Source organism: Rhodococcus sp. JCM 9793 (assembly GCF_055380405.1).
Genome location: NZ_AP043721.1, coordinates 5,927,791 through 5,940,252, shown reverse-complemented (window position 1 = coordinate 5,940,252; position 12,462 = coordinate 5,927,791). Strand labels below are relative to the sequence as shown.

At 65.6% G+C, this 12,462-nt stretch carries 12 protein-coding genes; 6 read left to right on the top strand and 6 right to left on the bottom strand.

What is annotated here, in order from left to right; all coding sequences use genetic code 11:
- Positions 1–88 precede the first annotated feature (88 nt).
- Entirely contained in the window at positions 89–661 is a 573-nt protein-coding gene (locus ACZ46K_RS29625) for a TetR/AcrR family transcriptional regulator (protein ID WP_054805824.1), read from the top strand.
- Between the two features lie 64 nt (positions 662–725).
- Here the strand turns inward: ACZ46K_RS29625 and ACZ46K_RS29620 are convergent, their stop codons facing one another.
- The 5 genes from ACZ46K_RS29620 to casG all read right to left on the bottom strand — a co-directional run bounded on the left by ACZ46K_RS29620 (position 726) and on the right by casG (position 6,078).
- Positions 726–1,838: an NAD(P)H-dependent flavin oxidoreductase gene (locus tag ACZ46K_RS29620; protein ID WP_464746283.1), complete on the bottom strand. Its 1,113-nt coding sequence runs from the start codon at positions 1,836–1,838 to the stop codon at positions 726–728.
- Positions 1,835–2,608 (bottom strand): cholesterol ring-cleaving hydrolase subunit IpdB, encoded by a 774-nt coding sequence (gene ipdB, locus ACZ46K_RS29615; RefSeq protein ID WP_054809533.1) that lies wholly within the window; start codon positions 2,606–2,608, stop codon positions 1,835–1,837. The genes ACZ46K_RS29620 and ipdB overlap by 4 nt, the downstream gene beginning before the upstream one ends.
- Positions 2,605–3,504 carry a cholesterol ring-cleaving hydrolase subunit IpdA gene (gene ipdA / locus ACZ46K_RS29610; RefSeq protein ID WP_464746282.1) on the bottom strand — a complete coding sequence of 300 codons (900 nt, stop codon included), beginning with the start codon at positions 3,502–3,504 and terminating at the stop codon, positions 2,605–2,607. The genes ipdB and ipdA overlap by 4 nt, the downstream gene beginning before the upstream one ends.
- 44 nt (positions 3,505–3,548) lie before the next feature.
- Positions 3,549–4,310, bottom strand: coding sequence for a (7aS)-7a-methyl-1,5-dioxo-2,3,5,6,7,7a-hexahydro-1H-indene-carboxyl-CoA hydrolase (gene echA20 / locus ACZ46K_RS29605; RefSeq protein WP_054805823.1), 762 nt, complete (start codon positions 4,308–4,310; stop codon positions 3,549–3,551).
- Positions 4,311–4,398: 88 nt separating this feature from the next.
- Positions 4,399–6,078, bottom strand: a complete 1,680-nt coding sequence (gene casG, locus ACZ46K_RS29600) for a steroid-24-oyl-CoA synthetase (protein WP_464746281.1) — start codon at positions 6,076–6,078, stop codon at positions 4,399–4,401.
- Between the two features lie 206 nt (positions 6,079–6,284).
- Here casG and ACZ46K_RS29595 point away from each other — a divergent pair, with 206 nt between their 5' ends.
- The 5 genes from ACZ46K_RS29595 (at position 6,285) to ACZ46K_RS29575 (ending at position 11,234) form a co-directional block, all read left to right on the top strand.
- Positions 6,285–7,109: a MaoC/PaaZ C-terminal domain-containing protein gene (locus ACZ46K_RS29595; RefSeq protein WP_464746280.1), complete on the top strand. Its 825-nt coding sequence runs from the start codon at positions 6,285–6,287 to the stop codon at positions 7,107–7,109.
- Positions 7,110–7,136: 27 nt separating this feature from the next.
- A complete protein-coding gene (locus ACZ46K_RS29590) occupies positions 7,137–8,810 on the top strand; it encodes an AMP-binding protein (RefSeq protein WP_464746279.1) in 1,674 nt (557 codons plus the stop codon).
- A gap of 155 nt (positions 8,811–8,965) precedes the next feature.
- Entirely contained in the window at positions 8,966–10,153 is a 1,188-nt protein-coding gene (locus tag ACZ46K_RS29585) for a Rieske 2Fe-2S domain-containing protein (protein ID WP_464746278.1), read from the top strand.
- Positions 10,134–10,391 carry a hypothetical protein gene (locus ACZ46K_RS29580; RefSeq protein ID WP_464746277.1) on the top strand — a complete coding sequence of 86 codons (258 nt, stop codon included), beginning with the start codon at positions 10,134–10,136 and terminating at the stop codon, positions 10,389–10,391. The genes ACZ46K_RS29585 and ACZ46K_RS29580 overlap by 20 nt, the downstream gene beginning before the upstream one ends.
- A 39-nt stretch (positions 10,392–10,430) precedes the next feature.
- The gene (locus tag ACZ46K_RS29575; RefSeq protein WP_054805822.1) at positions 10,431–11,234 is read left to right on the top strand and encodes an SDR family NAD(P)-dependent oxidoreductase; all 804 of its coding nucleotides are present in this window, start codon (positions 10,431–10,433) and stop codon (positions 11,232–11,234) included.
- Between the two features lie 72 nt (positions 11,235–11,306).
- Here the strand turns inward: ACZ46K_RS29575 and ACZ46K_RS29570 are convergent, their stop codons facing one another.
- Positions 11,307–12,356 carry a 2Fe-2S iron-sulfur cluster-binding protein gene (locus ACZ46K_RS29570; RefSeq protein ID WP_054805821.1) on the bottom strand — a complete coding sequence of 350 codons (1,050 nt, stop codon included), beginning with the start codon at positions 12,354–12,356 and terminating at the stop codon, positions 11,307–11,309.
- Between the last annotated feature and the right edge of the window lie 106 nt (positions 12,357–12,462).

Sequence of the window (12,462 nt, the reverse complement as noted above, 5' to 3'; positions counted from 1 at the left end):
TCACAAGTCCTGAGGAGAGAAGTTAGCAAGATCGGACGAGATATAGAAGGCCCTCTCCTGAAATGGTTGAACTGGGTACGATCGCCGAATGGCGGACATGTCCCGTCGTCCGGGCAGACCGCGCGACACCAGCATCGACGAACGGGCACTTGCTGCCGCGCGCGAACTGCTCGCCGAGCAGGGTTTCGAGGCGACGACGATCCAGGCCGTGGCGGTGCGGTCGGGTGTGCACGCATCGGCGATCTATCGCAGGTGGTCGTCACGAATCGAGCTGATCGAGGACGCAGCGTTCCCCATGGAGTCTCCGCTCCGGGTGGACCCGACGGGAGACCTTCGAGAGGATCTGCGCCGCTTCATCCGCGCGTACACCAGCACGTTCAGTGATCCGGCGACACGTGCGGCGGCGGGGCCGCTGCTGGCGTACCGCCGGTCCGATGCCGGTTACGGCGCGGCCTACCAGCGGGTGTCGGTGCGGCCCCAGTTCTTCGCGATCCTGGAGTCGGCGCCACCGGGCGCCGTCGATCCGACTCTCGATCCGCACGACGTGTTCGACATGCTCCTCGGCGCGGTGTGGACGCGCATCGTCGTGCCGATCACGGACTCCCGACCCGACCCGGTCGAGCGGACGGTGGAGATGATCGTGCGAATGCTGAGACCGTGAAAGCTCGCAGCCCTGGTGGATGACCACCAGGGCTGCGAGGTTCATGCCAGGTCTGCGAGCTTCGTCAGGCGACGTGCTTGGAGTCTCGGAGCGCACCGAGTGCGTCGATACGAGCGACTGCATCGGTCATGATCCGGTCGATCAGCTCTGCACAGCTCGGCAGGTCGTCGACCATTCCCACGGCCTGGCCGGAGGCGAGCACGCCGGCGTCGGTGTTGCCTTCGACGAGACCGGCTTTGAGCAACATGGGCGTGTTGGCGGCCATGATGATCTGCTGCCAGGTGCGGTCGCTCGCCTTCTTCATGGCGAGTCCGTCCTTGGCGAGCGTCGACCACTTCATGCCGGTCATCGACTTGAACTTCGTCGCGTTCCGCGCTGCCGCGATGAGTCCCTTGGCGTAGCTGGACTTCTCGAGACTGTTCACCAGGTCGGTGTTGAGGACACGATGCGGCATCCCGTCGACCTTGAGGGACACGGTGGTGTCCTGCAGCCCACGAGTGAGGTACTGCTGCTTCACAGAGTCGGGGACCGCGCTGTCGCTGGTGAGCAGGAAGCGGGTGCCCATCGCGACACCGGCCGCACCGTACGACAGCGCCGCGGCAAGACCACGACCGTCGAAGAAACCACCCGCGGCGATGACGGGGATGTCGACGGCATCGAGCACGCTGGGCAGCAGCAACGTGGTGGCGACAGGACCGGTGTGACCACCGCCTTCACCGCCCTGCACGATCACTGCGTCCGCACCCCACGACGCGACCTTCACCGCATGCTTTGCGGCGCCGATCGACGGGATCACGACGATGCCGTGGTCCTTGAGCTTCGCGATGAGCTCCTTCTTGGGAGCCAGCGCGAACGACGCGACCTTGACCTTCTCGCGAATCAGCAGATCGATGCGCTCACCTGCATCCGATGCGTCGGCACGCATGTTCACACCGAACGGCTTGTCGGTCAGCGACTTCGTCTTCGCCACGGCCGCTTCGAGTTCCGGGTACGTCATCGTCGCGGATGCGAGGATGCCCAGACCGCCCGCATTCGATGTTGCGGCCGTCAAGCGCGGACCCGACACCCACCCCATGCCCGTCTGGACGATGGGGTGCTCGATGCCGACGAGTTCGGTCAGCGGGGTACGCAGGACCTGCGCAGATCCCCCGTCGCTTCGCTCGCTCCCGCTGCTCACAGCGAGACCTCGCGGTCGCGCAGGCTCTTCGGGTCGATGACCTCGCGGATCAGGCGCAGCTCTTCGGCGGTGGGTTCGCGGGTCACGCCTGCCTCGGCGAGGCCAGCGACCTCGAACGACGTGTTCGCGGCGACGGTGTCGGCGTCGACACCCGGATGCAGCGACAGTGCGCGGAACGAGTGGTCCGGTCCACCGAAGTCGAACACACCGAGGTTGGTGACCACGCGGGGAATGCTCAGGAAACGGAACGCAGGGTTCTCGGGGTCGACCTTGTCGTAGCCGACGCCGCACACGATGTCGACCTTGTCGGTGAAGACGCGGCTCGAATGCTTGCCGACCCAGTAGCTGGTGGCGTGGTTGATGCTGTTGCCCGGCGCGCCGCGCACGCCGAACATCTGACGCGTCGGCTGCTGCAGCGGACCGAATGCGGAGAGGTTCTGGTTGCCGTACCGGTCGATCTGGTTGGCGCCCATCACCACGTGCCGGCGACCGGACGCGACGACGTCGAACACCTTTCGGAACGGCATCCAGCCTTCGACCGGAGCCTTCGCGCCGAGCGCGGGCACCTCGGCGAGAATGAGTGCCTCACCGTCGGTGATCACCAGGTCGGGTTCGGTGGTGAGCTTGGCCAGGCGAGCTCCGATCTGCGGGAGCGTCGCCATCGGGCTTGCGACGATTTCGCCTGCGCCGGAGAAGATCTCGGCGCATGCGATCGCGCAGTACTCTGCGCGGGTCACGGTGTCGGTGCTGGAGGTGATGTCGGTGGTCATGCCTGCTTCTCCCCGGTGTTCGATTCGGCTGCGAACTTCTCGACGGCGGCCTGGTAGTCCTCTTCGGATCCGGAGAGGAACCGGTCGACGAAGGTCTGCCACGACTCGGGGGTCTTGGCGGCCTCGGCGTAGTGACGCTGGAACTTCTCGTCGCGACCGTACGAGTCGCCGGCGAGGGTGAAGTGCGCGCCGTTCGGTGCCTCGACGACACCGTCGACCATCAGGCGGTTGAGCAGCAACTGCTGCAGCGGAACTTCCTTGACCAGCTGCTCGGTCTCGACGACCTTCTCCACGGAGACGTACCGCTTCTCGGCGGCCATGCAGTAGAGATCGTCGAAGTACGGGTCGACGCCCTGGTAGCCGGCGTTGCCGTGCTTGTCGCCGATGTTCAGGTGCACGAACGAGGCGTCCAGGTTCAGTGCGGGCATCGCGATCAGAGTCTCGCGCTTGCCGGATTCGTCGGCGTAGGGCGAGGTGACGGTCTGCAGTTCATCGCCCCAGAAGGTCTGCACGTCGGAGCCGAGTCCGGCGCGGATGGGCAGGAACGGCAGGCGCGCGGCGGCGGCTTCGAGGCCGCACTTGACCATGCCCTCGTCCATCTCGCGGGCGACGAGCGTGCCCTCGGTGCGGGCCTTGGCGAACCACGGGTCGTAGAACGGTGCCGAGTCGAGCGATACGAATCCGTAGTACGCCTTCTTGACCTTGCCTGCGGAGCACAGCAGGCCGAGGTCCGGTCCGCCGTAGGTGACGACGGTCAGGTCCTTGATGTCCGAACGCAGAATTGCGCGGACGAACGCCATGGGCTTGCGGCGCGACCCCCAGCCGCCGAGGCCGATGGTCATTCCGCTGCGCAGTTCGCCGACGACCTCGTCGAGCGACATTCTCTTGTCACGCATGAGTGTTCAAGCTCCTGTTCGTGCTGCTCAGTTCTCTGTACTGCTCAGTGGTTGCTTCGGGGCTTGCCCGTGGCGACGAACTCGTCGCGGTGCTCGTCGGCGACACCGGCGAGGTTCAATTCGAAGGTGAAGCCCTGCTCGATGCGGTAGGCGGTCTTCACGTCGACGGGATCGATCCGGTTGATCGCTTCCTTGGCGCGACGGATGACGCGGGTGTCCTTCGCGGCGATCATGCCGGCGACCTCGAGCGCAGCGGCATCGAGTTCCTCGCGCGGAACCACCTTGTATACGGACCCGAAGTGTTCGAGCTGCTGGGCCGTGACGTTCTGCGCCGTGTAGTACAGCGTGCGCATCAGGTGTTGCGGTACAAGTCGCGACAGATGGGTCGCGGCTCCCAGTGCACCGCGGTCGACCTCGGGGAGACCGAACACCGCGTCGTCGGACGCGACGATGACATCCGCGTTGCCCACGAGGCCGATTCCGCCGCCGACGCAGAAGCCGTTGACGGCGACGACGACGGGGACCTCGCAGTCGTACACGGCGGCGAATGCGGCGGCGCAGCCGTGGTTGGCGGCGATGAGGGCATCGAAGCCTTCGGTGGCCTGCATTTCCTTGATGTCGACGCCGGCGTTGAAGCCGCGTCCCTCGGCGCGCAGGACCACGACGTGGGTGTTCATGTCCTTGCCGGCGGCAAGGACGGCGTCGGCGAGTTCGAACCATGCGGCGGAGGGGAGTGCGTTCACGGGCGGGAAGTCGACGGTGACCGTGGTGATCCCAGCTCCGTCGGTGGTGGAGGTGATGCCCATGGCATATTCCTAACTTCGTACCGAACCAAGCGATTGCTTGGTAAGTTAGCACATGGGCCGACACCGGCCCAGTACCGTGAGGAATACTTCAGGGCTCGCGCAGGCCGTGCCCGGGGTGTCGCCGCACGATCTTGCCCGTGGAATTGCGAGGTAGCAGGTCGCGTGTCAACCGCCAGCGCGTCGGCACCTTGAAGTACGCGAGCCGTTCGGCCGTGAACGCCGTGAGCTCCTCCTTGGTCGCATCCGCACCGGCTACGAGAACGACGGTTGCGCAGACCTCCTGGCCCCATTCGGCATGAGCCATGCCTGTGACCAGGCATTCTCGCACTGCGGGGTGGGCGCCGAGCGCACGCTCGACCTCCGACGGGAAGATGTCCTCGCCGTTCTGCCGGATCATGTCCGCGCGCCGTCCCAGCAGACGTAGTCGGCCGTGTTCGACGACGCCGTAGTCGCCCGTGCGGAGCCACCGATCGGGCGTGATCGTCTCCGCGGTGGCCTCGTCGTCGCCCCAGTACCCGAGCATCACGAACGGGCTGCGCACGCAGATCTCCCCGGCATGTCCGTCGGGCAGCCAGCCGCCGTCCGGGTCACGGATCTCGAGGCTCACCGTGATCACCGGTTCCCCGACCGTGCCGGGATGTTCTTCGAGTTCCCGCGCGGTGGCCGACGCGATCGATGTGCTGCATTCGGTGAGGGTGTAGCTGTCGACGACGGCGTCGCGAGCGAACGGCAGATGTCTGCGTATCCGCTGAGCGAACTCGGGAGTGGACGGCTCCGACGACAGCGTGAACCTGATCAGAGAGGTCAGGTCGTATCGGTCGAGATCGTCGATCTCGAGCATGCGCGCCGCCATCGATGGCACAGCATTCCAATGGGTGACGTGCTCGTTTTCGAGCAGTTCGAGTACGGGTCGAATACCGAGCCAGCCCTGGTTCATCACGACGGTGCTGCCGGTCGCGAGCCGAGGGACGATTGTGTTGTGCAGGCTCGTGATGTGGCAAAGGGAAGAAGTGAGCAGGTGGCGGGTGTCCGAGGGGATATCGCGCGCGTACACCTCTCCGGTCCACGCGCAGGTGATGGCATCGGAGTATCGGTGATAGTCCGCCACGGCCAGGATGTTTCGTTGAGAATGCAACGCGCCCTTGGGATCACCGCTCGTTCCGGAGGTGTAGAGCAGCACGGCCGGGTCGTCCTCGACGACCCGAGGTGGGGGAGGCTGACACCCGGAGAACTCCGCGATCAGGCGAGGAAGATCACCTTCGAGGGTGAGCACGATCGTGTCGTCCGAGTGGAGACCGACGAGGGCGTCTGCGCGTGGCTCATCAGCGAAGACCACCCGAGGGCAGGAATGCTGGATCCCGAATTCGATCTCAGGTTGCACCCACCACGCATTGAGGCCGACGGTGATCGCACCGAGCGCCTGTGTCGCCCAGAACGCGGTGACCCATTCGAGACGGTTCGCCGACAGGATCGCCACCCGGTCGCCGACCCCCACGCCGTAGCGTTCGCGGAGCGCCGCAGCCAGCGCGTATGCCTCCCGCGCGTGCTCGGCGAACGAGATCCTGCGCTCCCACGTGACCAGGTATTCGCGGTCACCCCACACGAGGGACTGCGACAGCAGATCCGCGACCGCACGGTCGCGGTTCTTCATCACGGGCATCTCGGAACCGAGCACGTCGCCCATGGTGATCTCGAAGTCGCCTCCGCGGCCGGTGAGCCGCGAGATGAGCTGGTTCAGGTAGGGGCGCGGATCCGACGGTACGGTCACTGGCACACTCCCTGCCCCGCGCCGAGGACCTGCGCGGCCGTAATTTCTGCACGTCGCACGGAACTTCCTCCTCGACTGTACTGCGTGTCGCGAAAGACTCTCACGCTCTGGACAGCGACCTTCCAATGTACCGGTGAGTGAGACATGCGGTGGTAGGGGCCAGGGGTAGCCCTAGCCTGCTCACGGTGGAGAAAGGACTGCCTGCCATGACCACTACGGAAGAATCGTCGACCGCTCGCTGGCGCGGCGTGGAGCTGGGAACGCGCACCGTTCGTTACGACGAGAGCGACGCGATCCTGTACGCGCTCGCGGTCGGAGCACCTGCCACCGACCTCGACCTCGTGTTCGAGGACCGTCTGCGGGTCCTCCCTACGTTCGCGTTGACGCTCGCACAGTGGGCGCCGGACGAACTCGGCAGCCGCGGTGCGTTCGACACCCGAACCGCTGTGCACGGGTCCCAGTCTCTCGAGGTTCGCGCACCGCTGCCGCGCTCAGGCGAACTGACGTTGTCGGCACGGGTCGGCGACGTGTGGGACAAGGGTCGTGCTGCAGTGTTCGACGTCGTGGTCGAGTGCGAGTTCTTCGTCGCCACGTGGTCGTTGTTCGCGCCCGGCGCGGGTGGGTTCGGCGGAGAACGCGGTCCGTCGGCAGCCGCCGTGCCGGAGGGCGAACCGGACACCACGACAACGTTGAGCACCCGTGACGACCAGGCTGCGCTCTACCGGTTGACCGGAGATCGGCACCACATCCACATCGACCCCGCCGCGGCCGCGCACATCGGGCAGCCTCGCCCGATCATGCACGGTCTCTGCACACTCGCTGCGGCGACCATCCCGCTTGCCCGCGCGGTAGGCGCACACCCCGCGGACCTGACATCGCTGGCCGGCCGCTTCGCGTCGCCGGCATTCCCTGGAGACGACCACGAGATCCGGGTCTGGGGCAACCGCGACACCTTGCAGTTCGACGTCCGTACCGGCGACAACGCCGTCGTCTCCGGCGGACATGCGACGTTCGGCCGACCGCCCCTGTGAGGGGCCGGAAATATCTGGAGGAATGAGTTGGACACGTTCGCCGAGGTAGTGCGTTCTCGTAAGGGCGACGACAAGATCGGCCTGCGTTTCGAGGACAGGCAGTGGACCTGGGACGAGGTGACCCAGGAGAGTGCTGATCGAGCGGCCGCCCTCACGGCGACCGTTCCCGAACCGGCCGAGCGCCGCCGCCACATCGGTGTGCTGCTCGAGAACGTTCCGGACTTCGTGTTCTGGATCGGAGCCGGGGCGCTTGCCGGGGCCGTCGTCGTGGGCATCAACGCGAGCCGCAGCGGCCGGGAGATCGCCGACGACATCCGTCAGGCGGACGTCGATTTCGTCATCACCGAATCGCGCCTGGCGCATCTGGTGGACGGCACCGACCACGGCCTGCCCGCGGATCGGATCCTCGACATCGACTCGTCGGAGTATGCGCAGTTCCTCGAGCCGTACCGAGGCGCGGACCTGCCCGAGACGATTCCGTCGCCCGACGACATCGCACTTCTGCTCTTCAGTTCCGGGTCGACGGGACGGCCGAAGGCCGTGATCGTCACGCAGGGCAGGCTGGGGCGCCTCCTCGATGTCCTCGTCGAGCGCACCCGTATGCGCCGGGATTCGGTGGCATATCTGTGTATGCCGCTGTTCCACGGCAATGCCGTGATGCTCAATCTGGGCACCGCCATGCGTGTCGGAGCGACCGTCGGCCTGATCCGGAAGTTCTCCGCCAGCAAGTTCTCGGACGACATCCACCGTTACGGTGCGACTTTCGTCAACTACGTGGGACGTGCGCTGTCGTACGTGCTGAACAAGCCCGAGGACCCCCGCGATCGCACCGGAACACTCGAGGTGGCGTTCGGCACCGAAGCGTCCGAGGTGGACATCGCTCGGTTCACCGAACGATTCGGGTGCGTCGTGATCGAGGGCTACGGCTCGAGTGAGGGCGTCATCAGGATCAACCGCACCCCCGAATGCCCCACCGGGTCGCTGGGCGTGGTGTCGGGCGACGTCGATGTGCGGATCATGAACGAGGAGACGGACGAGGAGTGCCCGCCCGCGCGGTTCGACGAAACCGGCCGGCTGCTCAACTCCGAGGCGGTCGGGCAGATCGTCTCGATCGGCGGTGCCGCAGCGTTCGAGGGCTACTACAAGAATCCGGGGGCCGCGGCCGAACGGGTCAAGGGCGACGATTTCTGGACCGGTGATCTCGCGTACCGCGACGCCGACGGGTTCTTCTACTTCGCCGGTCGCGCGTCGGATTGGCTGCGTGTGGACAGCGAAAACTTCTCGGCCGCGCCGCTCGAGCGGATCCTGTTGCGGGTCAGCGGGATTCTTTCGGCACCTGTCTTCGCGGTGCCGGACCCCGCAACGGGTGATCAGGTGATGTGCGCGGTCGAACTCGATGCCGGAGCCGTGTTCGATCCCGAGGTGTTCGGGCAGACTCTCGCCGAGCAGCCGGACATGGGCGACAAGTGGTGGCCGCGTTTCGTGCGCGTGACCGATCACGTCCCGCTCACGGGCAGCAACAAGATCGACAAGGCGCCGCTGCGCGCGGCTGCGTGGAGCACCGACGACCCGGTCTATATCAGGGTCGGCCGCACTCACGAGTACGTCCTGCTCGACGACGAAGCACGCGCGCGCATCGAACGTGACTTCGCGGAGCAGGGCCGGTCGGCGCTTCTGCCCGCTCCGCTCACGTCGGCATAGTCGGGTCTCACCGAGCGGGACCGTGAGCTCGGTCGTGACATCGCTCACCTACGGTGGCGGTAGTACAGCCCTCTCCACCAGGACATATCGCGTATGCGACAGGTCCGAGCCGCGACCGGAACAACACCGTTCCACCCCTACTTCCGAAAGGACGGATGACCGTGAGCCTGGAAACGTCCGGAGACACCGAAATCCGTGAGATCGTCGTCGGTAACGCCCCCACCCGCTTCGCTCGCGGATGGCACTGCCTCGGTCTGGCAGAGTCGTTCAAGGACGGCAAGCCGCATTCCATCGAAGCGTTCGGCACGAAGCTCGTCGCGTGGGCCGACAGCAACGGAGACCTGAAGATTCTCGACGGCTACTGCCGTCACATGGGCGGCGACCTGACCCAGGGCACCGTCAAGGGCGACAACATCGCCTGCCCCTTCCACGACTGGCGGTGGGGTGGCAACGGTCGCTGCAAGGACATTCCGTACGCCCGACGTGTGCCTCCCATCGCGAAGACCCGCGCATGGACCACGCTCGTGCAGGACGGCCTGTTCTTCGTCTGGCACGATCCCGAGGGCAACCCGCCGCCGGCGGATGTCACGATTCCTCGGATCGCGGGTGCGACCAGCGACGAGTGGACCGACTGGATCTGGTACACCACCGAGGTCGATACCAACTGCCGCGAGATCATCGACAACATCGTCGACATGGCGCACTTCTTCTACGTGCACTACTCGTTCCCGACGTTCTTCAAGAACGTCTTCGAAGGCCACGTCGCGACGCAGATCATGAAGGGTCAGGCTCGCCCGGACATGCGTCCGAACACCGAAGGGCAGCCGAAGATGCTCGGCAGCCACTCCGAGGCGTCGTACTTCGGCCCGTCGTTCATGATCGACGATCTGAAGTACGAGTACGAGGGCTACGACATCGAATCGGTGCTCCTGAACTGCCATTACCCGGTCTCTGCCGACAAGTTCGTGCTGATGTACGGGATGATCGTCAAGAAGTCGGAGCGGCTCGAAGGTGACGCGGCCGAGGCGACGGCGCAGCAGTTCGGCAACTTCATTGCGCGTGGTTTCGAGCAGGACGTCGAGATCTGGAAGAACAAGACCCGGATCGAGAACCCGCTGTTGTGCGAGGAGGACGGCCCGGTCTACCAGTTGCGACGCTGGTACGAGCAGTTCTACGTCGACGCCGCAGAGGTGAAGCCGGAGATGGTCGACCGTTTCGAGTTCGAGATGGATACCACCCGGCCGGTCGCGGCCTGGATGAAGGAAGTCGAAGCCAATATGGCAGCGAAGGCGGAGGCCGACGCTGCCGCTACGGAGAAGGCGAATGCAGCCCCTTCGGTGTAACGACTGCATGGCGCAGGTGCTGGTGAAGAAGAACAGCTGGGAGCACACCGAGGTCCAGTGGGATCAGCGGTCGCGTCAGCAGTGCCGTGAATTCGGGGCCGGGGCGGCGACGTCCCGGCGTCCGGGTGCACCGGTGCCGACCTGCCCCTCGATGCTCGCCACCATCACCCGCGCCGCCGCCGACGGGCTGATCGACGTTCTCGACGATGCGCCCGTCCCGGCTCCGATCGTCCAGTAAACATTTGCCGAGTACACCAATACCTTTCGAAGGATCTCCATGACCGACCCCATTTCGATCGACCGCGCCCGGTACGGACAGTGGGCGGTGATCGCCGGCGGTTCCGAGGGCGTCGGCGCGTCCTTCGCCGACGAACTCGCCCGTGCCGGATTCGACCTGCTGCTCATCGCCCGCAAGCCGGGGCCTCTCGAGGAGACCGCGGCGAAGGTGCGTGAGCACGGCCGGGAAGTACGTACGCTCTCCCTGGATCTGCTCGCGGCGGACGCCGTCGAGACGATCCGGTCGGCCACGGCCGATCTCGAGGTGGGCCTGTTCATCTTCAATGCGGGCGCCAACAGCTACGGCCACGAGTTCGTCACCGGCGATCTCGACGGCTTCCGCGGCGTGATCGAGCTGAACGTGCACCGTCAGATCGAGCTGTCGCACCTGTTCGGGGCTCGGATGAAGGAGATGGGTCGCGGCGGCATCATGCTGCTCGGATCCTTGGCCGGATACATGGGTTCGGAGCATCAGAGCATCTACGCGGCGTCGAAGGCGTTCAGCCGGATCTTCGCGGAGAGCCTGTGGATCGAACTCGAACCGCACAATGTGCAGGTGGTCGAACTGGTGCTCGGTGTCACCCGTACGCCGGCAATGGAGCGCGCCGGCCTGAACTTCGATGTTCCGGGCATGCTGGTCGCCGAGCCGGAGGACGTGGCCCGTGAGGGTCTCGAGCACCTGGCCGACGGGCCGGTCTGGATTGCGGGCGGCAACTACGACGCCGCGGTCAAGCGCAGCGGCTTCCCCCGCGACAAGATGGTGAGTGGCGCCGCCAAGGCGATGCGGGCCCTGCTCAACCGCTGATACTGCTCGAACGACGAAGAACGGGCCGGCGAGGTGATCACCTCGCCGGCCCGTTCTTCGTCTGTAGGTGGATCAGAACTCGATCTCGATGTTGTCGCTGATCGGACGAGCCTGGCACGCGAGCACGTATCCGCTCGCGACGTCCTCGTCGTCGAGGATCGCAGACTCGGGCATGTCGACCTTGCCGGACACGACCGTGCATGCGCACGAACCGCATTCACCTTCGCGGCACGAGTAGGGCACATCTAGGCCGCGGGAGAGCATGACATCGACGAGGGTCGCGGAACGGGGCCAGGAGAGTTCGTGGTTCTCCCCGTCGAGGCTCACCTGAACGGATGCGGTCTCCTCGCCGTCGGACACCTCGATCGGGGCGATCTCGGCGAACGGATCTCCAGACAGGGACGTGAACACCTCGGCATGGATGCGGTCCGACGGCATCCCGGCCGTTCCGAGTCCTTCGCGCACGGCGTCCATGAACGGCTGCGGGCCACACATGTACGCGTGATGCGCGTGGTACGGCGCGAGCAGTGTCGCGAGCTGACCCACGACGGGCCGGCCCTGCACGGTTTCGAGCCAGTGCAGGACGGTGAATGCGCCGGGATGGCGTTCGGCGAGCTCGCGCAGCTCTCGAGCGAAGATGACGGACGACTCGTCGCGATTGGCGTAGAAGACGACGATGTCGCGGTTGCCCGCAGCGAGTGCCGACTTGAGAATCGACATCACCGGGGTGATTCCGCTACCCGCAGCACACAACAGCAGCTTGTCGTCGAGGCTGCTCGGGGTGAACACGCCCGCCGGTGGCAGGACCTCGACCTCGTCACCGGAACGGACGTTGTCGCACAACCAATTGGATCCGTATCCGTCGGCAGTGCGCTTGACGGTGACCTTGAGCTTCTCGTCGCAGTGCGGCGAGCTCGCGAGCGAGTAGCAGCGCGCCACCGAACCCGTCAGATCGCTGGGGATCCGGAGGGTCAGGAACTGGCCGGGCTTGTAGGTGAACCGGTGTTGCTGGTCTGCGGGGACGTCGAACACAAGTGAACATGCGTCGGCGGTCTCCTGCACGACAGCGGCCACGGTGACCGACACCGCACGTGTGCTCACCGGTGTCTGAACAGATGTCATGGCGGCTTCCTCGGATAGGGAAAGGATTGTGGATCACGGTAATACGTTCGGTGCAGACGATGATCGGCTCTCCCGTTGGCTGGGATGCCATCCGGGAGAGCCGATC